Here is a 21,087-nt window from a genome sequence, read left to right on the forward strand (position 1 = left end):
CGCCGTTCAGGAGCATCGAGGGCGCCACAAATGGCCCGCTCGCGGAACGGCGACGGACCGCGGAACGTCCGATCGGGCGCAGGCGACCGCGACTCGGACGGGCGGAAGGCACGGTGCCAGCCGGCACCGCGCCTCCCGTCTCGTCGTGGATGCGCCTACAGGGCCGCGAGCACCCCGTTGAGCGTGGCGGACGGACGCATGATCGCGCTCGTCTTGGCGTCGTCCGGCCGGTAGTACCCGCCGATGTCGGCCGGGTGCCCCTGCACGGCGACGAGCTCGTCGACGATGGTCTGCTCCTGCTCGCCCAGGGCGCGGGCGATCTCGGCGAACGACGCCGCGAGCTCCTGGTCGGTGGTCTGCGCCGCGAGTTCCTCGGCCCAGTACTTCGCCAGGTAGAAGTGGCTGCCCCGGTTGTCGATCGTGCCGATCTTGCGGCCCGGCGAACGGTTCTCGTCGAGGAAGGTCCCGGTGGCGCGGTCGAGGGTCTCGCCGAGGATCTTCGCCCGCTCGTTGCCCGTGACGCCGGCGAGGTGCTCGAGCGACACCGCCAGCGCGAGGAACTCGCCGAGGCTGTCCCAGCGCAGGTAGTTCTGCTGCACGAGCTGCTGCACGTGCTTCGGCGCGGACCCGCCGGCACCGGTCTCGAACAGGCCGCCACCACCGAGCAGCGGGACGACGGAGAGCATCTTCGCCGAGGTGCCGAGCTCCATGATCGGGAACAGGTCGGTCAGGTAGTCGCGGAGGACGTTGCCCGTCACGGAGATCGTGTCCTCGCCGCGGCGGATGCGCTCGAGCGAGAACGCCATCGCGTCGACCGGGGACATGATCTCGATGTGCAGCCCGTCCGTGTCCAGCTCGCCGAGGTACGTCCGGACGAGACCGATCAGGCTCGCGTCGTGCGCACGGGTCTCGTCGAGCCAGAACACGGCCGGGGTCTCGGAGGCACGGGCACGCGTCACGGCGAGCTTCACCCAGTCGCGGATGGCGACGTCCTTGGTCTGGCAGGCACGCCAGATGTCACCGGCCTGGACCTCGTGCTCGATGACGGTCTCACCGGCGCTGGTCGTGATGCGGACGCGTCCGTCCCCGGGGACCTCGAAGGTCTTGTCGTGCGAGCCGTACTCCTCGGCCTTCTGCGCCATCAGGCCCACGTTCGGCACCGAGCCCATGGTGGCGGGGTCGAACGCGCCGTTGGCGCGGCAGTCCTCGATCACGGCCTGGTAGATGCCGGCGTAGCTCGAGTCCGGGATGACGGCGACGGTGTCGTGCTCCTCGCCGTCCGGACCCCACATGTGGCCGGAGGTGCGGATCATCGCGGGCATCGAGGCGTCGACGATGACGTCGCTCGGGACGTGCAGGTTCGTGATGCCCTTGTCCGAGTCGACCATCGCGAGGGCGGGGCCGGCGTCGATGCCGTCCTGGAACGCCTGCTTGATCGCGGCGCCGTTCGGCAGCGCGTCGAGCCCGGCGAGGATCGAGCCGAGGCCGTCGTTCGGCGTGAGTCCGGCGGCGGCGAGGTCGGCGCCGTACTGGGCGAACACCTGCGGGAAGAACGCGCGGATGACGTGCCCGAAGATGATCGGGTCGGAGACCTTCATCATCGTGGCCTTGAGGTGCACCGAGAACAACAGGTCGTCGTCCTTCGCGCGCTGGATCTGCTCCTGGAGGAAGGCCTCGAGCGCGGCGACGTGCAGCACCGTGCCGTCGATGACCTCTCCGGCGAGGACGGGGATCGACTGCTTCAGGACGGTGGACGAGCCGTCGGCGCCGACGAACTCGATCGTCAGGACGTCGTCGGCGGGGGCGATCCAGGACTGCTCGTTCGCCCGGAAGTCGTCGACGCCCATGGTCACGACGTTCGTCTGCGAATCGGAGCTCCAGGCACCCATGCGGTGCGGGTGCTTGCGGGCGTAGTTCTTCACGGAGAGCGGGGCGCGGCGGTCGGAGTTGCCCTCGCGCAGGACCGGGTTCACGGCGCTGCCCTTGACGCGGTCGTAGCGCGAGCGGACCTCGCGCTCGTCGTCCGTGGTGGGCTCGTCGGGGTAGTCCGGCAGGTCGTAGCCCTGCGACTGGAGTTCCTTGATCGCGACCTTGAGCTGCGGGATGGACGCCGAGATGTTCGGCAGCTTGATGATGTTCGCCTCGGGGGTCTTCGCGAGCTCGCCGAGTTCGGCGAGGGCGTCGTCCAGGCGCTGCTCAGCACTGAGCCGCTCCGGGAACAGGGCGATGATCCGGCCGGAGAGCGAGATGTCGCGGGTCTCGACCTCGACGCCAGCGGTGCTGGCGAAGGCCTGGATGACCGGGAGGAAGGAGTGGGTGGCGAGGAACGGGGCCTCGTCGGTGAGGGTGTAGATGATCTTGGCCATGCTGGCGGGTACTCCCTTGTTCATGCCGTCGGTACGTCCACGCTACTCGTGCCAGCGGGATGTCTCGACATCAAGATACCTGCCTCAGACGGCGATGCGGAAGACGCGGACCCCGGAGGCCCGGAGCCCCGCGAGGCCGAGGCGCATCCGGAGCGAGCGGAACGGCCGTCGGAAGCCGGACGGCGCCGAGGCCTCGCCGATCTGGTGGAGGACCTCGGACGTCAGGGTCCGCTCGAGCCTCGGCGCGAGCCGCGTCGCACCGGACACCGTCACGACCACCCGCACGGCGTTCGCCGCGAGCAGCGGTGCGATCAGCTCGGCCACCTCGTTCGCGCGGTGGAAGGCCGGGTCGTCGCCCGGTCGACGGATGGCGATGACGGCGAGCTCGGCGTCGCCCCGCTCGGTCGGGTCCGGCGGGTCGTCGGTCTCGACGACCCGCATGCGCGCGGCGTCGACCCCGGCCCGCACCGCTGATGCGCGGAGTGCCGGCAGGAGTTCCTGCGTGCCGGCGAGTACGACCGACGCCGAGCGCAGGTCGATCGGCTCGTGCCGCTGGCGGGGTGAGCGGGCCATGGGGGTCCTTCCGCTGGCACTCGTGGTCGTGCGTCTGTCGGTACTGCTCCTGTCCGGAGACTACCGAGGTGACGGCCAGGAGGCCCGTTCGCGCGCCCGGGACCGGTGCGGTCAGCAGGTGGTCGGGTCACGACGAGATCACGACGGGACCTGTACAAAGCGACAGACTCGTGCAGAATGGGGCACGGCATGACGACGACAAGCGATCCAGACCAGCACCCGGGCACGCCGGTCGTGCACCTGTCCCGTCGAGCGGCACTCGCGGCCGAGCGCCTCGCCGCGGGGGAGACCGCACGGAGGACGCACGGCTCCGGGGCCGCCGAGCAGCGCCCGAGCGAGGACCGTGTCCGCCGGATCCCACGCCGACCCGCGCCGGTCGCGACCCGCATGGCGGCGGTGAGCGGTGCCTCCCGTCCGGCTGCGTCCGCGACGCACGCCCCTCGCGGCCGCCGGACCCCCGGACGGTCCGCCCGCGCGGGGCGGAACGCCGTCACGAGCGGGATCGCCGCCCTCGCGCTGTTCGCCGCGTCGGCGATGCCCGCGCATGCCAGCGGCACCACGTCCATTGCGACCGCCGCCCTGACACCGAGCGTCACCGGACAGGACTACGCGGTCGACCGGGCAGTGACCGTGGCGCAGCTCGCCCGCGACGGGTTCACCGTCGGCGGGGGCGCGGACGGCGCACCCGGCACCTCCGTGTCGTACGGCGGCGACGTGCGGTCGCCGTTCCCCGGGCCGGTCCGGATGAGTTCCGGCTTCGGCTACCGCTCGGCTCCGTGCGGCGCCTGCTCGTCGTTGCACGAGGGCCTCGACTTCACCCCGGGGCTCGGCACGCCGATCGGTGCCGTCGCGAAGGGGACCGTCCGGATCTCCGGCACGTACTTCTCCTACGGGACGGCCGTCGTCATCGACCACGTGGTCGAGGGGCGCCGGGTGTCCACCCTCTACGGGCACATGGTCCCCGGGTCCTCGCCACTGCGGCCGGGCGACGACGTCGAGGCGGGCGAGTTCATCGGCAGGGTCGGCAACTCGGGCGTCTCGACGGGGGCGCACCTGCACCTCGAGGTCCTGATGGACGGCGTCACCCCGATCGACCCCGAGGTCTGGCTGGAAGCGCGCATCGGGCACTCGCTGACGCTCTGACCCGTCGGCGCGTCCACGCCGATCGCGGACAGGTACGGGCAGTGCCTCGCTGTCCGGAGGGCACGCGCCGTACGCTCGTGGCATGGGTATCGACGTGCGCAACGAGATCCGCGACTTCCTGTCCTCGCGACGGGCGCGGCTCACCCCGGAGCAGGTGGGCATGCCGTCGTTCGGCGGCGGGGTGCGGCGGGTGCCCGGGCTCCGGCGCCACGAGGTCGCGATGCTCGCCGGCGTCAGCGTCGACTACTACACGCGGCTCGAGCGGGGCACGCTGAAGGGCGTCTCCGAGAGCGTGCTCGAGGGCCTGGCCGGTGCGCTGCAGCTCGACGAGGACGAGCGCGTCCACCTGTGGGACCTGGCCCGGCTGGCGAACTCTGGTGTCAAGTCGATGCACCGGAACGTCCCGACCCGGGTCCGTCCCGGCGTCCAGCGACTCCTCGACGCCATCACCGGGGCGCCGGCGTGGGTGCGGAACGAGCGCGCCGACGTCGTCGCGACGAACGAGCTCGGTCGCGCCCTGTACGCGCCGATGTTCGCCGGGCCCGGACGTCCGGTCAACTCGGCTCGGTTCACGTTCCTCGACCCCGCGGCGAAGGACTTCTTCCACGACTGGGCCCAGACCGCTCGTGACTCGGTGGCCGTCCTCCGCGCCGCCGCGGTGTCGAACCCGTGTGAACCCGGACTCATCACCCTGGTCGGTGAGCTCTCCACCCGCAGCGAGGAGTTCCGAGAATGGTGGGCCGCGCACGACGTCCGCCTGCACCGCACCGGCGGGAAGCGGATCAACCACCCCGTCGTGGGCGAGCTGCAGCTCGGGTACGAGGCGCTCGACCTGGTGGCCGACCCGGGCCTGACGATGTTCACGTACAGCGCCGAACCGGGGAGCGAGTCCGAACGGTCGCTGAGCCTGCTCGGGAGCTGGGCCGCGACCGAACGTGCCGAGCGGCTGGCCGCGCTGCGCGAGAGCGAGTCCGAGTCGGTCGACTGACCTCCCGGCGGGTCCTGCGCGCCGGGGCGTGCCGACCGTACGCTGGGCTCATGGTGCGCACGGCTGACGGATCGGCGGGGGACGCCGACGGGGCGAGGGCTGCCGGCTCGGCGAGCGGCGGCGACTCGTCGGTCCACACGGCGGACCACCTGCGGTACCGACGCCCGGAACCGTCCTTCGTCCGCACGATCGCGCACGCCCTCGGGGAAGCCAGCAGCGTCCTCGACGTCGGCAGCGACGCGGGCGCGGTGTCCTACGCGCCGGCCGACCGGCAGGTGACCTCGGTCGACGCCGCGGCGGAGGGCCTGCCGTTCGCGGACCGGAGCTTCGACGCCGCCCTGACGACCTTCCCGGTGGCCGGGTGGACCGACCTCCAGCGGGCGCTCGGCGAGGTGCGCCGGGTCACGAGCGGCCCCGTGCTCGTCCTCACGCGGGACCCCGGACGGATCCCGGACTCCTGGCTCACGGAGTACGCCCCCGAGGTCGTCGCGGCCGAGGCCCGGCAGTACCCGGCGCTCGACCGCATCGCCGACGCGCTGGGCGGGCCGGTCGAGACGCACCACCTGGCGATCCCGTTCACCTGCGTCGACGGGTTCACCGAGGCGTACTACGCCCGGCCGGAGCGGCTGCTCGACGCCGGGGTGCGCCGCGCCACGGGCGCTTGGGACCTGGTCGACGACGTGACCGCCCGGCGCTCGGTCGCCGCCCTGCGCACCGCGCTCGACACCGGAGCGTGGGACGCCCGCCACGGTGCGCTCCGCGTCCGGCCCTCCCACGTCGGTTCGCTCGTGCTGCTCGTGGCGTCACCCGCCCGGGCGACGTAGGCTGACCGCGTGAACTTCCAGGAGGTGGTCGGCGCTCCCTGCGCCGGCATCAGGGCGTGATGCCCTCGGTCGTGCCGTTCGGCACGGCCGACGTCGTCGACCCCTGACCACCACCTCCGCCCGGTGCGGTGCGCGTCCGCGTGCCCCGGGCTCCACGAAAGCGATCCCCTCATGCTCCCCATCACGGAGAAGACCCTCCGCACGTCCTTCGTCAACGCCTCCCGCAAGGAGATCGGCGACCTCACGCTCCCCGGCGGCTTCGACACGATCGACTGGGACGGCCTCGACTACCTCGGCTGGCGCGACCCGAAGACCGCCCGTCGCGGGTACGCCGTCGTGCCGACCCTCGACGGTGACCTGATCGGCATCCTGTTCCGGCAGGCCGAGGCGTCCCCCCGGTCCCGCGCGCAGTGCTCATGGTGCCAGGACGTGAAGCTGCCGAACGACGTGGTGTTCTGGAGCGCCAAGCGGTCCGGGCCGGCCGGACGCAACGGGAACACCGTCGGCACGCTCGTGTGCCAGGACTTCCAGTGCTCCCGGAACGTCCGGAAGACCCCACCCCTGGCGTACGAGGGCTACGACGTCGAGGCCGCCCGATCGCGGCGGATCGAGGACCTGCAGCTGCGGGCCGCGTCCTTCGCCGCCGAAGTGTGAGCTCGGCGACCGGAACGGGACCGGAGGCGCGGGGCGATCCCGCACCGCGCCTCCCGTCCGTCAGGTGGTCGCGTCAGCGGCCGATGCTGGACATGTCCGGGTAGCGGTCGCCCGTCGGGACGGGCAGGGCGGTCAGGCGCTCGATCTGCTCCGGGGTGAGGGTGAGGTCGGCGGCGCCGACGTTCTCCTCGAGCCGCGAGACGCGCTTGGTCCCGGGGATCGGGACGACGTCGTCGCCCTGGGCGAGGAGCCAGGCGAGCGCGACCTGGGCCGGCGTGCCACCGGCCTCCGCCGCGATCTCCTTGACGGAGTCGACGATGCGCATGTTCTCGGCGAAGGCCTCCTGCTGGAAGCGCGGGTTCGCCAGACGGAAGTCGTCCGAGTCCAGATCGGACGGCTTCGTGATCGCGCCGGTCAGGAACCCGCGGCCGAGCGGCGAGTACGGCACCAGGCCGATGCCGAGTTCGCGGAGCGTGTCGAGGACCTCGCCCTCGGGGTCGCGCGTCCACAGCGAGTACTCGCTCTGCAGTGCGGTGATCGGGTGGACGGCGTGCGCCTTGCGGATCGTCGCGGCGGAGGCCTCGGACATGCCGATGTGGCGGATCTTGCCCTCCTGGACGAAGCCGGCGAGCTGGCCGATGACGTCCTCGATCGGGACGTCCGGGTCGACGCGGTGCTGGTAGTAGAGGTCGATGTGGTCGGTGCCGAGGCGGCGGAGGGAGCCCTCGAGCGCCTCCCGGACGGAGTCGGGTGCGCTGGAGATCCGGCGTTCGGTGGCGGGGGTCTCCTCGCCCGCCTCGTGCGTGATGAGCCCGAACTTCGTGGCGATCACGACGTCGTCGCGGCGGCCGTCGAGGGCTCGGCGGAGCAGGTCCTCGTTCGTGTACGGGCCGTAGGCCTCCGCGGTGTCGAACAGGGTGACGCCGAGGTCGATCGCGCGGTGGATGGTGCGGATCGACTCCGCGTCGTCGGTGCCGGCGCCCGTGTAGAAGGCGCTCATGCCCATGGTGCCGAGGCCGACGGATGCGACCTCGAGGTCTGCGAGCTTGCGTGTCTGCATGGGTCCAGGTCTACTCCGGCTCCACCCGTTGGAGGGAGGCACTGACCGTGCCCGTCTCGAGGGCACCGGGTTGTCCGGTTCCTCCAAGGACCTCGCGCCGAGCGCGCTCGCCTGGTGGGATCGACGCCGTGAACCTGTACCTCCGGCTCTTCCTGCTCATGCTGCGCGTCCGGCTCGCGTCGCTCCGTCCCGGCCGGCGTCCGTCGCTGTGGGGCGAAGCACGGACGTCGTTCCGCGTCCTGCCGACCGATCTCGACCCGCTGCGCCACGTGAACAACGGCAAGTACCTGTCGCTGCTCGACCTCGGGCGGTACGACCTGCTCACGCGCTCCGGGTTCTGGGCGGCGGCGTCGGACCTCGGGTGGTACGCCGTCGTCGCGGCGCAGACGATCACCTACAAGCGGTCGTTGACGCTCTGGCAGCGGTTCGAGCTCGTGACGCGGGTGCTCGGCGTGGACGAGCGGGCGGTGTACATGGAGCAGACGTTCGTGCGGCGGGGGGACGTCGTCGCCCGGGCGGTCGTCCAGGCGCGGTTCCTGCGGAAGGCGGGCGGCACGGTGACCCCGACGGAGTTGATCGAGGCCACCGGGGGTGCACCGCGGGACCTGACGGTGCCGGAGTGGGTCGGTGCGTGGGCAGACGCGGTGCGGATCAGCAGTGGCGGGGGCGGGGAGGCGAGCACCGGGGCGCGTGGCGGGGCGTCGGGGCGCGCGTCGGCTGGTGGGTCCGCCGGGGCGTCGGGCAGCGGGTCCGCTGGTGGGCCCGCCGGTGCGCCGGCTGGCGCGTCCGCCGGCGCGTCCGCGGACGGCGTTGGCCGGTCGGCTGGTGGAGATCGGCCGCTGGACTGACGGCTCCGGGCCCGATCCGGCGTAGACATGTCGGGTGACGGACCAGGACGAGCGGGGGGACCGGCCGGGCGGGGAGCGCCAGGCCGGCGACGTGGACGCGAGCAGACGACGAACCAGCCGGACCACACGGCGGGCGGTGATCGCCGGGGGGATCGGGGTCGGCATCGCGGGGGTGCTCGCGGCGTGCACGCGACCCTCGCCGTCGCCGAGCGCCCACCCCACGGGCACGGGCACGACGATGCCGTCCCGCACCCCGACGTCGAGCCCGACGCCCGGGGGACCCGACAGCTGGCAGGCCCTCGCCGCCGCGGTCACCGGCACCCTGCTCCGATCGGGCTCGGCCGGCTGGGACGGCGCACGGGTGCTCGAGAACCCCCGCTACGACGACGCCGACCCACAGGGCATCCTGCGCGCCGCGAGCACCGCCGACGTGCAGGCCGGACTCGCGTTCGCGCGGAACACCCGGACGCCGGTGGCGCTCCGCTCCGGCGGACACTCGTACACCGGCTGGTCGGCGGGCGGCGCCGCGGGCACCGACGTCCCGCGGTCGCTCGTGATCAGCACGCAGGACCTGGACGACGTCGAACTGCACCCCGACCACTCGGTGACGATCGGCCCGGGCGCCCGACTCGGTGACGTCTACGCGATGCTGGCACAGGCCGGCCGGGCGATCGGCGCGGGGTCCTGTCCGACCGTCGGGATCGGCGGGCTGACACTCGGCGGCGGGGTCGGGGTCCTCGCCCGGTCGTTCGGCTTGACCAGCGACCAGCTCACGGGCGTGACCCTGGTGACCCCCGACGGCACCGTGCACGAGGTCTCGTCGACGGCGGAGCCCGACCTGTTCTGGGCCTGTCGCGGTGGCGGCGGCGGGAGCGTCGGCGTCGTGACGTCGATGACCTTCCGGACGAAGCCGGCCCCCGGCATCCTGCTCTTCACGATCGTGTTCCCCTGGTCGGCCGCCGCCGCGGTGGTCCGTGCCTGGCAGGACTGGGCCCCGACCGCGGACCGGCAGCTCTGGTCGACGCTCAAGTTGCTGAACGGCTCCCGGCACTCGGCACCGACCGTGACGATCACGGGCGTGTGGACCGGCTCGAAGACCGGCGCCGATGCCTCGGTCGACGGGTTCATCACGTCGACCGGAGCCACCCCGACGACGCACACCGCCCGGCAGATGACGTACGGACAGGCGATGTCCGCGCTCGCGGGGAAGCCGCAGCGCGTGTCCGAGGCGGCGACCTCGTCGATCGGCACCCAGAAGCTCACCGACGCGCAGATCGACGTGCTCGTGCAGCACGCGGCAGCAGCGGGGGACGTGCCCGGCAACCGCGAAGGCGGGGTCTCCCTGGACGCACTCGGCGGCGCCGTGGCCGACATCGGGCGGACGGACTCCGCGTTCCCGTGGCGGTCCGCGCTGATGACGGTGCAGTACACGGCGGTGTTCGCCGACGGGTCGGATCCCGCGCCGTTCGACGCCTACGTGCGGGGGTTCCGTGCGGCGATGACGCCCGCGTGGGGCACGGCGGCGTACGCGAACTACTGCGATGCGACGATCACGGACCCGGCGGACTACTTCGGCGTGAACACGTCGCGGCTGCACCGGATCGCCGAGCAGGTCGACCCGACGGGCGTGCTGTCCCAGCCGCACTGGGTCTGACCCGCGCCGAGCTGTTGCCGGCGCCGATTGCCGGCGCCGAGACTCGGGCTGGGCGACCGAACTCGGGGCAACCGGCACGAGAACTGTCGCCCGCACCGAGACTCGGGCCCCGCCATGCAGCCCGCCGGGCCGCGCGGGGCGCGCCTACGATGGCGGGATGGAGGACGACGAGCTGGTCCTGCGGGACGCCGCGGCGTGGCGCGACTGGCTCGCGGCGCACGAGGACGACCCCGACGGCGTGTGGCTCGTCCTCGCGAAGAAGGGCACGACCGAGCCGACGACCCTGACCTACGACCAGGCGCTCGACGAGGCCCTGTGCTCCGGGTGGATCGACGGCCAGAAGCGCGGACGCGACGACGCCACCTTCCGGCAGCGGTTCACCCCGCGGCGCCGGGCGTCCCTGTGGTCGAAGCGGAACCTCGGGTTGGTCGCGACACTGATCGCCGACGGCCGGATGCGCGACCGAGGCCAGGCGGAGATCGACCGGGCGAAGGCCGACGGCCGCTGGGACCGCGCGTACGCCGGTGCCGCCACCGCGGAGGTGCCGGACGACCTGCGGGCCGCGCTGGACGCCTCCCCGGACGCTGCCACCCTGTTCGCCGAACTCGACGCGACGAACCGGTACGCCGTGCTGCACCGGATCATGACCGCGCCCAGTCCGACGGCACGGGCGAACCGCCTGGCGAAGCTCGTCGGGGGGCTCGAACGCGGCGAGACGCCGTACCCGCGACCGACACGCTGAGCCGCCGTTCAGTCCGGGGGACACCGCTCCAGCCGTGTGCAACCCGGTCGGCGTAGACCGGACCCATGACCACTCCTGACACCACCACCCGCCCGGCCGACGCATCCGGCACGTTCCGGATCGGCGGCGACCTCGAGGTCAACCGCCTCGGCTACGGCACGATGCAGCTCACCGGTCCCGGCGTCTGGGGTCCGCCGAAGGACCACGACGAGGCCGTCCGCGTGCTCAAGCGCGCCGTCGAGCTCGGCGTCAACTTCTTCGACACCGCCGACAGCTACGGCCCGTACGTCGCCGAGGAGCTCCTCAAGGAAGCCCTGCACCCCTACGGCGACGACATCCTCATCGCGACGAAGGCCGGCCTGACCCGCACGGGCCCGAACGTCTGGCCGCCCGTCGGCCGTCCGGAGTACCTGCGCCAGGAGGCCGAGATGAGCCTCCGCCGCCTGGGCCTCGAACGCATCGACCTGTTCCAGCTGCACCGCATCGACCCGAAGGTCCCGCTCGAGGACCAGGTCGGCGAGCTGAAGAAGCTGCAGGACGAGGGCAAGATCCGCCACATCGGGCTGTCCGAGGTGAGCGTCGACGAGGTCAAGGCCGCGCAGCAGATCGCCACGATCGTCTCGGTGCAGAACCTCTACAACCTCGCCAAGCGCGACGCCGAGGAGCTGCTCGACTGGTCGGAGGAGCAGGGCATCGGCTTCATCCCGTGGTTCCCGCTCGCAACGGGCAACCTGACCGGAGCGGATTCGCCGCTCACCGAGATCGCCGAGCGGAAGGGCGCCTCGCCGGCGCAGCTCGCGCTCGCGTGGCTCCTCAAGCGCTCCCCGGTGATGCTCCCGATCCCGGGGACCTCGAGCGTCGCGCACCTGGAGGACAACCTGCAGGGCGCGACCATCGAACTGACCGACGACGAGTTCGAGGAGCTGTCCAAGCTGGGGAGCTGACGCTCCCACGAGACGGACGGGAGGCACGTGGCGGCACCGCCACGTGCCTCCCGTCCGTCTGCCGCTTGCGTTCGCGTGCGCTGCATGTGCATACTCGGTATGGGCATACTCGGTATGCTCCACGGACTCGGGGGGGAATCAGATGAGCGTTCGGATGGGTGTACTCGCACTGCTGGTGGGGGGACCTGGCTACGGGTACCAGCTCCGGGGGGAGTTCGAACAACGCACCGGCGGGACCTGGCCGCTCAACATCGGCCAGGTCTACACGACGCTCGACCGCCTGGAGCGGGACGGCCTGGTGGCCCGCGGGGACGCCGACGACGACGGACACGTCGTCTACACGGCGACGGACGCGGGTCATCAGGCCGTGGCGCGCTGGTTCAGTGAACCGGTCCCGGCGAAGCGCGGGCGCGACGAACTCGCGATCAAGTTCGCCCTCGCGGTGACCGTGCCGGGCGTCGACGTCACCCGGCTCGTCCAGGTGCAGCGCGGTGCAGCGGTGCGGAACCTGCAGGACCTGACCCGGCTGAAGCGCACCGCTGACCCGGCGGAGGACCTGGCGTGGTCGCTCGTGCTCGAGTCGATGGTGTTCCAGGCTGAGGCCGAGGTCCGCTGGCTCGACCACGTGGAGTCGAGCGTGACGCGTCACCGGCCTCCGACAGGCCTGCGGGGCCCGGCCGGCCCGGCTGGCGATTCGTCGGCGGACGTCGAGGTCACCGGTCGCGACGAGACCCTCCGGAGCGCACGATGAGCGCCCCGGCCGGGACGACGACCGCACCGCTCCTCGAACTCGACGCCGTGAGCGTGCAGTACGGCTCCGGCGCGAAGGCCGTCACCGCGCTGGCCGGGATCGACCTGCAGGTCCGCCGCGGCGAGATGGTGGCCGTGATGGGCACCTCCGGGTCGGGCAAGTCGACCCTGCTCGCCTGCGCGGGCACCCTGCTGCCACCGACGAGCGGCGAGGTCGTCATCGACGGCGACTGGGTCTCGGACCGGCCCGCCAAGGACCTCGCGGCGCTCCGGCGACGACTGGTGGGGTTCGTGTTCCAGGACTTCAACCTGATCCCCTCGCTGACCGCCGTCGAGAACGTGGCGCTGCCGCTCGAGCTCGACGGGTGGAAGGCGAGCAAGGCCCGGCGCGCTGCGGAACTCGCGCTCGACAACGTCGAGCTCGGCGCCCGCGCGGACGCCTACCCCGACGACCTGTCCGGCGGCCAGCAGCAGCGTGTCGCGATCGCGCGGGGTGTCGTCGGGGAACGCCGGCTGGTGTTGGCCGACGAGCCGACGGGTGCGCTCGACTCGCAGACCGGCGAGGTCGTGCTCCGCATGCTCCGCCGTCACGTCGACGCGGGCGCCGGAGCCCTGCTGGTCACGCACGACGCCCGACACGCAGCGTGGGCCGATCGGATCGTGTTCCTCCGGGACGGCCGCGTCGTCGACGAGACCGTGTACTCGGGCGTCGAGATGGCCCTCACGGACCGAGCCGCGTCGTGAGCGAGCGCCGGCGGGACCGGCGCGACGGGGGCGACGAGCGGCGCGGGAGCGGCGGCCGCTCGGTCCGAGGGCGCCGACCGACCGCGCGCGTTCGCACCCCGTTCGCGTTCCGCCCGGCGCTCCGACTCGGTCGGCGCCTGGCCTTCGCGAAGACCGGGCGCGCAGCGCTCATCGTGGCACTCATCGGTATCCCGGTCGCGGGCTTCGCGGGGGTCGCCGTCGTGGTGCAGTCGACGCAGGCCACCACGCAGGAGCAACTCCGCTACGACCTCGGCAGGTCCGCGGCGCAGATGCGGGTCTCGGGTCCGGACGTCGCCGGGATGCGGCAGGACCCCGTGCAGTGGCAGTTCACGGACACGGCGCCGAACAGCCCCGCCGCGAAGGCCCCGGACGACACCCGGTTCGTCGACCTGCTCGACGAGGTCCCCGCCGGCGCGGCATCGATCCCGGTCGGCAGCACCTCGGTGGTGCTGTCCGGTCCGAAGGGTCCGGTCGGGCTCACCGCGGTGGAGGGCAGCGTCTGGGCACCGGCACTCGACGGGCACTGGCGGGTGATCGACGGTCGTGCGCCCACCACCTCGGACCAGCTCATGGTCACCCCCGCCACCTTGACGCGGCTCGGGCTGGCGATCGGTGACGCCGTGCAGCTCACCGACCCCGTCACGAAGCGCTTCACGATCGCCGGCACCGTGCGTGACCTCGGGACGGACCCCGATGCCCAGGGGGTGTTCCTGCCGTGGGGCACGACCGGCACGAGCGTCGCGTCGCCGAACTCGGCCGGGGGTCCGGAGGCCGTCGGCCAGCTGTCCGACCTGTCGGTCTACCTGCCGTCGCACGCTCCGACGTGGTCGGAGATCCGGGCCCTCAACGCGCACGGCGTGGTCGTGCAGTCGCGGCCGGTCGTCCTCGACCCGCCGCCGGCGCGGTTGCCCGGGGCGAGCACCGGCTCCACGATCGGCTTCTACATCGGTGTGCTCGCACTGCTCGGCGTCTTCGCCATGTTCGAGGTCGGCCTGCTCGCCGGTGCAGCGTTCCTGGTCGGCACCCGAGCCGACACCCGCTCGTACGCGATCGTCACGAGCGTCGGCGGGGACCGCCGGTTCGTCCGGTCGATCGTCGCCGGATCCGGGCTGGTGCTCGGCGCGACCGGTGCCGTGCTCGGGGTCGCCGTCGGGACGGCGATCGGCATCGGGGCGTTCCGGCTGATCGACAACGGCAACGTCGAGACCTACCCGGGCCTGCACGTGCCCGTCGTGATGCTGCTCGTGATCACGGCAGCCGGGGTGCTCGCCGGGGTCGTGTCCGCGCTGGTGGCCGCACGGGCCGCGACCCGGATCAACGTGCTCGCAGCGCTCCGCGGTTCGCTCCGGCCCGCGGCGGTCAACCCGCGTGCCGAGCGTCGGCGCCGGATCTGGGCACCCCTGCTCATCGGCGTCGGGGCGCTCATGACGCTCGCGTGCGGTGTCGGGGTGCTGCTGCTGAACGACCGTCCGGTGCAGCAGGACGCCTGGGTCTGGGTGGTCGGCGCGGGTGTGGCGATCGGTCCGTGCCTGGTGCAGGGCGGGGTCGCGCTGTGCTCCCCGTGGCTGCTCGCCCTCGTCGCCCGCGTCTCCACCCGGCTCGGCCTGTCCGCCCGGCTCGCGGCCCGGGACGCACGTCGGAACCCGGTGCGGACGGTGCCCGTGCTGGCGAGCGTGATGAGCGTCGTGTTCATCGCCTCCGTGGTGATCACCTGGACCGCGTCGGCACACGCCCAGTTCGTCCGCGACTACGAGTACCGGACGGCGGTCGGCGTCGCGACGACGTCGGTGACCATCAGCGCCCAGAACGGTACGCCGGCGGGGTACGACGCCGAGCTGACGGCGCGAGCAGCCGACGTCGCACGTCGCGTGCTCGACGGCGACCGCATCCGCGTGCTCGGCGCCGTCCGCGAGGAACCTGGCGAGCAACCGGCGACCCTGATGCTGCCGCACGACTGGGCGCACCGGACGTGTCGGGTGAACGACACCACCGGGTGCTCGCGGTACCTGCAGTCGCAGGACAGTTCGGCGCCGCACATCTGGACGGGGACCGCCGACGACTACGCCGTGCTCACCGGGCACCGTCCGTCCGACGCCGTCAGGAGCGCACTCGCGTCCGGGAAGGCCGTGTCGCTCTGGCCGGAGTACGCGCACGACGGCACGGTGCGGCTCGACACGTTCCGGAACCGCACCTGGAACGACGCCACCGCGCTGCCCGACTCCCGTCCCGACGCGAGCGTCACGATCCCCGCGGTCCTCGACGTCCAGTCGCCACGGATCCAGGTCGGCGTCTTCATGACCCCCGCCACCGCCGAGCGCTACCGGGTCCCGGCGGTGGACGGGATGCTCGTCACGAAGCTCTCGCACGACCCCACCGCCGCGCAGTCGGATGCGATGTCCTCAGCCTGGCAGAGCTACGGCGGAGCCGATCGCACACGGTCCTCCGGTCCGTCGTTCTGGTACGAGTCCGGGCCGGTGGACTCGCAGGGCCTCGTGAAGGCGATCGTGCTCGCGTTGGCGGCGGCGGTCACGATCGGCGCCACCGCCGTCGCGATCGGGCTCGCTCGCTCCGACGGGCGGCGCGACGACGAGGTCCTCGACGCGATCGGCGCAGCCCCGATGCTCCGACGCCGGGTGTCGACCTGGCAGGCGGCCATCCTGACCGTCGTCGGCGCGGTGATCGGCACGCTGCTCGGACTCCTGCCGATCCGCGCGCTCACCCTGCGCTTCACCGCCGGTCCGGTCGGGGCGACGCACATGCCCTTCGTCCCGGACTGGCCGGTGCTCCTGCTGCTCGCGATCGGGTTGCCGCTCCTGGTGACGGCGGGGACGTGGCTGACGGCGGGACGCAGCCGTCGGGTCGCGGTGCGTCGGACGCTCTGACCCGACCACAGACGGACGGGAGGCGCGGGGCGGGCCCGCCCCGCGCCTCCCGTCCGTCTGTGTCCCCGTCGCGCCCGCTCCCCGTCGCGGCGCACCTGGGAACGACGGCGAGGACCCACAGGCCGCGGCCCACTTCCCCAGCTCTGGGGACTGGTGCCGAGCAGCGATCCGGGGGGACCCTGATGTCGTGCCCAGTCCCCGTCGGATCGCCGTGATCGCGAGCGTCCTCACCGCAGCCTGCCTGGCCGCGGGGGGCTCCGTCGTCCTCGTGACGGCGCACATCGCCTCGGCTGAGAACAGCACGGTGTCGGGCCGCCCGCGAGCCGCTGCGGACCACGGCGACACGCGCATCCCCGGAACCGGCGTCGTCACCCAGGGCGACCCCGCGGCCGGCGAGGTGCTCACCGGCGCACTCGGTTCGGGCGATCGTTCCGGTGCCACGACGTTCGCGTACGCGGGCGACTCGATCACGGCACGCACGGACTCGTGGCTGCACGTCCTCGAGCCGGACACCCGCTTCCACGCGCTGGGCGGCTACGCTCACAGCGGCTACCGGGCCGACCAGGTGCTCCACGAGGTCCGGCCCGTGCCCGGCGCAGCGGTCCTCGTCGTCGAGGTCGGGACGAACGACGTGACCCAGGCGATCCCGACCGCGACGACGATCGCGAACGTCGACGCCATCGTCCGCAGGGTGGGCGCACCGCACACCCTCGTCGTCGCCGGGCCGCCGTCGGACTGGACCACCAGCCCGTGGGGCGCCGACCGGCGGACGGGCCAGCTCGCCCTGAGCCGTGCGCTCGGGCAGGACGCGACCGCGCACGGGTGGTCGTACGTCGACCCCTTCGTGGAGTTCCGGCAGCCGGACGGCTCATGGGTCCGGGGAGCCTCGCCGGACGGCATCCACGGCTCCGCAGCGACGAACGTCCTGGTCGCCCGGGCGATGGCGGAGGCGATCGCGAAGGCGTCCCACTGAACGCCGACTGATCGCAAAGGATTCGCTGCAAACAAAATGTTGCAAAGCTTTCTTTGCAGTCGTACGCTGATGGCATGCCCCGCGAACCCCGCGTCCTCGACCTCCCGTCGATGAAGGCGCTCAGCCATCCACTGCGATCGCAGCTCTTCAACGAGCTCGCCGCACACGGCCCGGCGACGGCGACGTCGCTCGCCGCCAAGGTCGGTGAGTCGACGGGCTCGACCAGCTACCACCTCCGCCAACTCGAGCGGCTCGGCTTCATCGAGGAGGTCGAGGGTCGTGGCAACGGCCGGGAACGCTGGTGGCGCCGTGTGCCGGTCGCCGTCCACTCGGGCGGGACCGACGGACCGCAGTCCGCAGCCGGGATCGCCGCAGCGCGCCTGCTCGCGTCCAACTCGAACGAGTTCTCGGAGCAGATGATCCGCGAGTTCATCGCCCGCGACCAGGAGACGATGTCGCCGGGGTGGCGCGACGCCGCCGACCTGTCGGTCGCGATCCTCCGCCTGACGCCCGCGGAGCTGCGGGAGCTCATGGACGCGGTCCACGGGGTCATCGAGTCGTTCCGGGACCGGCACGTGCTCGACGACGCGTCCGATCCGGACACCAGCCGCGTGTTCATCCGGACGGCGGCAGTCCCGATCTTCGACGACGAACGAGACGACGACCGTCGGGATGGGCAGGACGGATCATGAGCGCCGCACTGAACCTCACCGAGGTCGGTCCGATCGAACGGGCCGCCCACCGGGTCGGGACCGCGCTGCTCCGGTGGAGCGAGGCGCGCGCGGCGCGGGGCACTCTCAGTGCCGTCGGCGCGCCCGTCGGCTCGGCTCGGGTCGCCGCGCGGCTCGCTCTCGAGCAGGACACCGCCCTGGAGGCACGGCAGCGCCACTGGGACCAACTCGCGGCCGCGACGCCGCGGCTCCGGTGAGGCCCGACCGACATCGCCTCGTCCGCCGACGCGGGTCGGCCCGGTGTCACTCGGGGAGTGGCTCCGCGTAGGTCCGGAAGTCACCGCGTTCGCTGTGGATCGCCCACAGCTGCTCAGCGATCGCGGCACCGGAGTGCTCCGGCTGCCCGTCGTCGATCCCGAACGGGATGATGAGCTGCGCGACGTGCACGTCCTCGTCCCGGACCGCGTCGTGCAGGAGCTGCGCGTACGCGGTCTCGCCCGCGAAGGCGACCGAGGTGCCGGTGACCCGTGCGCCCGGACGGACCGCGCTCGCGCCGTTGACGAACAGGATCGTGCCGTGACCGATCGCCCGCATGCCGGGCAGGACCTGGCGGACGGCGGTGACGGAGCCGTAGATCGAGAACTCGACCGGGCCGACCAGGTCCTCGGCGGTGGTCTCGAGCACCGGTCGCATGTACTCCTTCGCGGGGAGTGGGCTGTACTGCAGCACCTCGATCGGGCCGAGCTGCTCGGTCGCGAGCTCGAGCGCGTGCCGCAGGGAGTCCTGGTCGCGGACGTTCGCCGCGAACCCGGCGGCGTCGTACCCGTGCTCGCGCAGCGCTGCGGCGAGTTCGTCGAGTCGGGCCTGGTTGCGGGCGATCAGGGCGATCGAGAAGCCCTCGCGGCCGAAGCGCGCGGCGACCTCGAAACCGAGGCCCTTGCCGGCGCCGACGATGGCGATGGTGGTCATGTGGTGGTCCTTCCGGAGGTGCGGGCTGGTGCCCGGGTCACGGTCGACGGTAGGCCGCCGCGCGACGGTGAGAGAGGTCCGGCCCGTACCCCTCAGGGGATGAGCCGTTCGGCGCGGTAGCGATCGAACAGCCGGGTGAACGAGTCGATCGTGCGGTGGTGCTCGGTGAACCCGGCGAGCCGGCTCTTCGACATGTCGGTCATCACCTCGATGTCCCGTCCGAGGTCGGCGTCGGTGTGCCACCACGACGCCACCCGGTCGAGGTCCGGTTCGACCAGACCGTGCTGGGCGACGATCTCGGCCCACACGGGCGCCGCGGCGGCCATCTGCTCCTCGAACGGGCGCGGAGCGTCGACGAACCCGACGGCCTCGACGCCCAGGTGGGCCGCGATCCTGGGCCACATCCAGCGCCACCGGAACACGTCGCCGTTCGCGGTGTTGAACGCCTCGTCCGCGCCCTCGGGACTCGTTGCGGCCCAGACCATCTGCGCGGCGAGCAGGTCGGCGTCCGTGACGTCGGTCAGCCCGTTCCACTGCGTCGCACTCCCGGGGAACACGAGCGGCCTGCCGGTGTGCCTGCTGATCGCCGCGGCGGCAGCGATCGTCAGGCCCAGGTTCATGGCGTTGCCGACGGCGTACCCGAGGACCGTGTGCGAGCGGTGGACCGACCACGTGAAGCCCTGTCGCGCGGCGGCGGCGAAGAGCTCGTCCTCCTGGGCGTAGTAGAAGTTCGGGACGTCGAGCCGCGGCTCGTCCTCGTGGAACGGGGTGTCCGGCATCGTGCCCTGCCCGTACGCCTCGAACGGCCCGAGGTAGTGCTTCAGCCCGGTCATCAGTGCGACGTGCTCGACGGGCGCTCCGGCCAGTGCGGCGAGCAGGTCACGGACCATGCCACCGTTGACGGCGATGTTCTCCGCCTCGGTCGCCTGCCGGGACCACGCGGTGAAGAACACGTGGGTCGCCGGGACGTCGCGGAGTGCCTGCGCCAGGGATTCGGCGGACCGCAGGTCGGCCGACCGCCACGACAGGCCGGCCTGCGCTGCGCCCGGGCGCCGGGACAACGCGGTCACCGCCCAGCCGTCCTGGAGGAGGCGGTCGACGATCGCGGAACCGGCGATGCCCGTGGCGCCGACGACGAGTGCGTGGGGTGCGGTGGTCATCCGTCCAGCGTGCCAGGGTCCCCATGGACGACCCGGAAGTGGTCATCGCGCGGGCGCACCGGTCTGACCCGGGCGCCGTTCAGATCCGGAAGGGCCCGGCGACCGAGACCTCGTCGTGCTCGACCAACCAGCGCACCGCGTCGAGCACGGTCTCCGAGGCTGTGTACGTCGGCTGGTACCCCAGCACCCGGGCCGGCTTCTCGAGGCTGAATACCTGGCTGCGCGACAGGTGCTCCCAGCTCGCGTCCGCGTGCTCCGCGGCCGTGGTCTCGCGGAACCGGTCCCACGTGACGGACTCGAGCCGTGCCTCCTGGCCGAACCACGACGCTGCCAGGTGGGCGTACCCGCGCACGGTGAGCGCGTCCGGGGCCGTGATGAAGAAGTCCTCGCCCGCTGCGGCGTCGCGCCGCTCGACAGCGAGTTGGAAGGCCTGGGCCACGTCGTCGGCGTGCACGTGGGCCATGGTCTCGGCGCCCAGGCCGGGGACCTCGAGGGGTGCACCGGCGGACAGCGTCGTCCAGACCGCGGGGTCGAGGTTCCCGAGCGGACCGATCGGCATCCAGCCGGGCCCGCTGATGTGCCCGGGGTGGACGGAGGTCGTCACCAAACCTCCCGAGGCGGTTTCTGCCTTGAGCATCCGGGCGATGGCGTCCTTCTGCGTGCCGTACTCGCCGAACGGAGCGGTCGCCGTGCCCTCGGTGATCGGCAGGACGTGGGAGACACCGGCACGCCAGATCGACCCGCAGTGCACCAGGTGCGTCCCGGACCCGCGGAGCGCGGCGACGAGCGCCTCGGCCGACTCGAGCGTGAAGCAGACCAGGTCGACCACGGCGTCCGCGTGCAGGTCGGCAATCCGGCCGCCGAAGGTCCCGTCGCGGTCCTCCTGCTCCCGGTCGGCGGTGACCTGCTCGACCTGCTGCCACTCCGGGGCGTCGACGTAGGCCGACCGGGTGCCGCGGCTGATGGTGACGACCTCGTGGCCGGCACGAACGAGACGGGGGACGAGGAACGAGCCGATGTGGCCGGTTGCTCCGATGACGACGATGCGCATGAGCGCCACCGTAGGCTGCGCATCCTGGCCGAGCGAGGACCCACCAGGGCCACCCGGGAATGTTCCGTCG

The 21,087-nt window shown here is 72.5% G+C and carries 20 protein-coding genes; 14 read left to right on the forward strand and 6 right to left on the reverse strand.

What is annotated here, in order from left to right:
- Positions 1-155 precede the first annotated feature (155 nt).
- Positions 156-2,366, reverse strand: coding sequence for an NADP-dependent isocitrate dehydrogenase (locus J7E22_RS05970; RefSeq protein WP_214979840.1), 2,211 nt, complete (start codon positions 2,364-2,366; stop codon positions 156-158).
- 84 nt (positions 2,367-2,450) lie between these two features.
- Positions 2,451-2,939 carry a hypothetical protein gene (locus J7E22_RS05975; protein ID WP_214979841.1) on the reverse strand — a complete coding sequence of 163 codons (489 nt, stop codon included), beginning with the start codon at positions 2,937-2,939 and terminating at the stop codon, positions 2,451-2,453.
- A gap of 189 nt (positions 2,940-3,128) precedes the next feature.
- Between J7E22_RS05975 and J7E22_RS05980 the strand changes: the two genes are divergently transcribed.
- The 4 genes from J7E22_RS05980 to J7E22_RS05995 all read left to right on the forward strand — a co-directional run bounded on the left by J7E22_RS05980 (position 3,129) and on the right by J7E22_RS05995 (position 6,548).
- Positions 3,129-4,082, forward strand: coding sequence for a M23 family metallopeptidase (locus J7E22_RS05980; RefSeq protein WP_214979843.1), 954 nt, complete (start codon positions 3,129-3,131; stop codon positions 4,080-4,082).
- A gap of 82 nt (positions 4,083-4,164) precedes the next feature.
- Complete coding sequence (locus tag J7E22_RS05985; protein ID WP_214979844.1) at positions 4,165-5,070, forward strand: helix-turn-helix transcriptional regulator; 906 nt, start codon at positions 4,165-4,167, stop codon at positions 5,068-5,070.
- A 50-nt stretch (positions 5,071-5,120) separates the two neighbouring features.
- Positions 5,121-5,894, forward strand: a complete 774-nt coding sequence (locus tag J7E22_RS05990) for a class I SAM-dependent methyltransferase (protein WP_214979845.1) — start codon at positions 5,121-5,123, stop codon at positions 5,892-5,894.
- 171 nt (positions 5,895-6,065) lie between these two features.
- A complete protein-coding gene (locus J7E22_RS05995) occupies positions 6,066-6,548 on the forward strand; it encodes an FBP domain-containing protein (protein WP_214979846.1) in 483 nt (160 codons plus the stop codon).
- A gap of 73 nt (positions 6,549-6,621) precedes the next feature.
- Here J7E22_RS05995 and J7E22_RS06000 read toward each other — a convergent pair whose 3' ends face one another.
- Positions 6,622-7,608: an aldo/keto reductase gene (locus J7E22_RS06000; protein WP_214979847.1), complete on the reverse strand. Its 987-nt coding sequence runs from the start codon at positions 7,606-7,608 to the stop codon at positions 6,622-6,624.
- Between the two features lie 128 nt (positions 7,609-7,736).
- Here J7E22_RS06000 and J7E22_RS06005 point away from each other — a divergent pair, with 128 nt between their 5' ends.
- The 10 genes from J7E22_RS06005 to J7E22_RS06050 all read left to right on the forward strand — a co-directional run bounded on the left by J7E22_RS06005 (position 7,737) and on the right by J7E22_RS06050 (position 18,094).
- The gene (locus tag J7E22_RS06005; protein WP_308159164.1) at positions 7,737-8,456 is read left to right on the forward strand and encodes a thioesterase family protein; all 720 of its coding nucleotides are present in this window, start codon (positions 7,737-7,739) and stop codon (positions 8,454-8,456) included.
- Between the two features lie 34 nt (positions 8,457-8,490).
- The gene (locus J7E22_RS06010) at positions 8,491-10,110 is read left to right on the forward strand and encodes an FAD-dependent oxidoreductase (RefSeq protein ID WP_214979848.1); all 1,620 of its coding nucleotides are present in this window, start codon (positions 8,491-8,493) and stop codon (positions 10,108-10,110) included.
- Between the two features lie 157 nt (positions 10,111-10,267).
- Positions 10,268-10,852, forward strand: a complete 585-nt coding sequence (locus tag J7E22_RS06015; protein WP_214979849.1) for a YdeI family protein — start codon at positions 10,268-10,270, stop codon at positions 10,850-10,852.
- Between the two features lie 65 nt (positions 10,853-10,917).
- Entirely contained in the window at positions 10,918-11,796 is an 879-nt protein-coding gene (locus J7E22_RS06020; RefSeq protein ID WP_214979850.1) for an aldo/keto reductase, read from the forward strand.
- A 154-nt stretch (positions 11,797-11,950) separates the two neighbouring features.
- Positions 11,951-12,547, forward strand: coding sequence for a PadR family transcriptional regulator (locus J7E22_RS06025; protein ID WP_251008745.1), 597 nt, complete (start codon positions 11,951-11,953; stop codon positions 12,545-12,547).
- Positions 12,544-13,290, forward strand: a complete 747-nt coding sequence (locus J7E22_RS06030; RefSeq protein WP_214979852.1) for an ABC transporter ATP-binding protein — start codon at positions 12,544-12,546, stop codon at positions 13,288-13,290. Before J7E22_RS06025 ends, J7E22_RS06030 begins: the two co-directional genes overlap by 4 nt.
- A complete protein-coding gene (locus tag J7E22_RS06035; protein ID WP_214979854.1) occupies positions 13,287-16,193 on the forward strand; it encodes an ABC transporter permease in 2,907 nt (968 codons plus the stop codon). Before J7E22_RS06030 ends, J7E22_RS06035 begins: the two co-directional genes overlap by 4 nt.
- A 187-nt stretch (positions 16,194-16,380) precedes the next feature.
- Positions 16,381-17,166: an SGNH/GDSL hydrolase family protein gene (locus J7E22_RS17470; protein ID WP_214979856.1), complete on the forward strand. Its 786-nt coding sequence runs from the start codon at positions 16,381-16,383 to the stop codon at positions 17,164-17,166.
- 74 nt (positions 17,167-17,240) lie between these two features.
- Entirely contained in the window at positions 17,241-17,858 is a 618-nt protein-coding gene (locus tag J7E22_RS06045) for a helix-turn-helix domain-containing protein (protein WP_214979857.1), read from the forward strand.
- Positions 17,855-18,094, forward strand: a complete 240-nt coding sequence (locus tag J7E22_RS06050) for a hypothetical protein (RefSeq protein WP_214979860.1) — start codon at positions 17,855-17,857, stop codon at positions 18,092-18,094. Before J7E22_RS06045 ends, J7E22_RS06050 begins: the two co-directional genes overlap by 4 nt.
- 46 nt (positions 18,095-18,140) lie before the next feature.
- Here J7E22_RS06050 and J7E22_RS06055 read toward each other — a convergent pair whose 3' ends face one another.
- The 3 genes from J7E22_RS06055 to J7E22_RS06065 form a co-directional block, all read right to left on the reverse strand.
- A complete protein-coding gene (locus J7E22_RS06055) occupies positions 18,141-18,806 on the reverse strand; it encodes an SDR family NAD(P)-dependent oxidoreductase (RefSeq protein ID WP_214979861.1) in 666 nt (221 codons plus the stop codon).
- Between the two features lie 92 nt (positions 18,807-18,898).
- A complete protein-coding gene (locus J7E22_RS06060; protein WP_214979863.1) occupies positions 18,899-19,966 on the reverse strand; it encodes an SDR family oxidoreductase in 1,068 nt (355 codons plus the stop codon).
- Between the two features lie 79 nt (positions 19,967-20,045).
- Positions 20,046-21,017 carry an NAD(P)-dependent oxidoreductase gene (locus J7E22_RS06065; protein ID WP_214979865.1) on the reverse strand — a complete coding sequence of 324 codons (972 nt, stop codon included), beginning with the start codon at positions 21,015-21,017 and terminating at the stop codon, positions 20,046-20,048.
- Between the last annotated feature and the right edge of the window lie 70 nt (positions 21,018-21,087).

Source organism: Curtobacterium sp. ISL-83 (assembly GCF_018613895.1).
In the GTDB taxonomy this organism is placed as follows: Bacteria; Actinomycetota; Actinomycetes; order Actinomycetales; family Microbacteriaceae; genus Curtobacterium.

Excerpts from the sequence above, each read along its gene's own strand:
- J7E22_RS05970 (WP_214979840.1), bottom strand. The coding sequence starts at position 2,366 with ATGGCCAAGATCATCTACACCCTCACCGACGAGGCCCCGTTCCTCGCC.
- J7E22_RS05975 (WP_214979841.1), bottom strand. The coding sequence starts at position 2,939 with ATGGCCCGCTCACCCCGCCAGCGGCACGAGCCGATCGACCTGCGCTCG.
- J7E22_RS05980 (WP_214979843.1), top strand. The coding sequence starts at position 3,129 with ATGACGACGACAAGCGATCCAGACCAGCACCCGGGCACGCCGGTCGTG.
- J7E22_RS05985 (WP_214979844.1), top strand. The coding sequence starts at position 4,165 with ATGGGTATCGACGTGCGCAACGAGATCCGCGACTTCCTGTCCTCGCGA.
- J7E22_RS05990 (WP_214979845.1), top strand. The coding sequence starts at position 5,121 with ATGGTGCGCACGGCTGACGGATCGGCGGGGGACGCCGACGGGGCGAGG.
- J7E22_RS05995 (WP_214979846.1), top strand. The coding sequence starts at position 6,066 with ATGCTCCCCATCACGGAGAAGACCCTCCGCACGTCCTTCGTCAACGCC.
- J7E22_RS06000 (WP_214979847.1), bottom strand. The coding sequence starts at position 7,608 with ATGCAGACACGCAAGCTCGCAGACCTCGAGGTCGCATCCGTCGGCCTC.
- J7E22_RS06015 (WP_214979849.1), top strand. The coding sequence starts at position 10,268 with ATGGAGGACGACGAGCTGGTCCTGCGGGACGCCGCGGCGTGGCGCGAC.
- J7E22_RS06020 (WP_214979850.1), top strand. The coding sequence starts at position 10,918 with ATGACCACTCCTGACACCACCACCCGCCCGGCCGACGCATCCGGCACG.
- J7E22_RS06025 (WP_251008745.1), top strand. The coding sequence starts at position 11,951 with ATGGGTGTACTCGCACTGCTGGTGGGGGGACCTGGCTACGGGTACCAG.
- J7E22_RS06030 (WP_214979852.1), top strand. The coding sequence starts at position 12,544 with ATGAGCGCCCCGGCCGGGACGACGACCGCACCGCTCCTCGAACTCGAC.
- J7E22_RS06045 (WP_214979857.1), top strand. The coding sequence starts at position 17,241 with ATGCCCCGCGAACCCCGCGTCCTCGACCTCCCGTCGATGAAGGCGCTC.
- J7E22_RS06050 (WP_214979860.1), top strand. The coding sequence starts at position 17,855 with ATGAGCGCCGCACTGAACCTCACCGAGGTCGGTCCGATCGAACGGGCC.
- J7E22_RS06055 (WP_214979861.1), bottom strand. The coding sequence starts at position 18,806 with ATGACCACCATCGCCATCGTCGGCGCCGGCAAGGGCCTCGGTTTCGAG.
- J7E22_RS06060 (WP_214979863.1), bottom strand. The coding sequence starts at position 19,966 with ATGACCACCGCACCCCACGCACTCGTCGTCGGCGCCACGGGCATCGCC.
- J7E22_RS06065 (WP_214979865.1), bottom strand. The coding sequence starts at position 21,017 with ATGCGCATCGTCGTCATCGGAGCAACCGGCCACATCGGCTCGTTCCTC.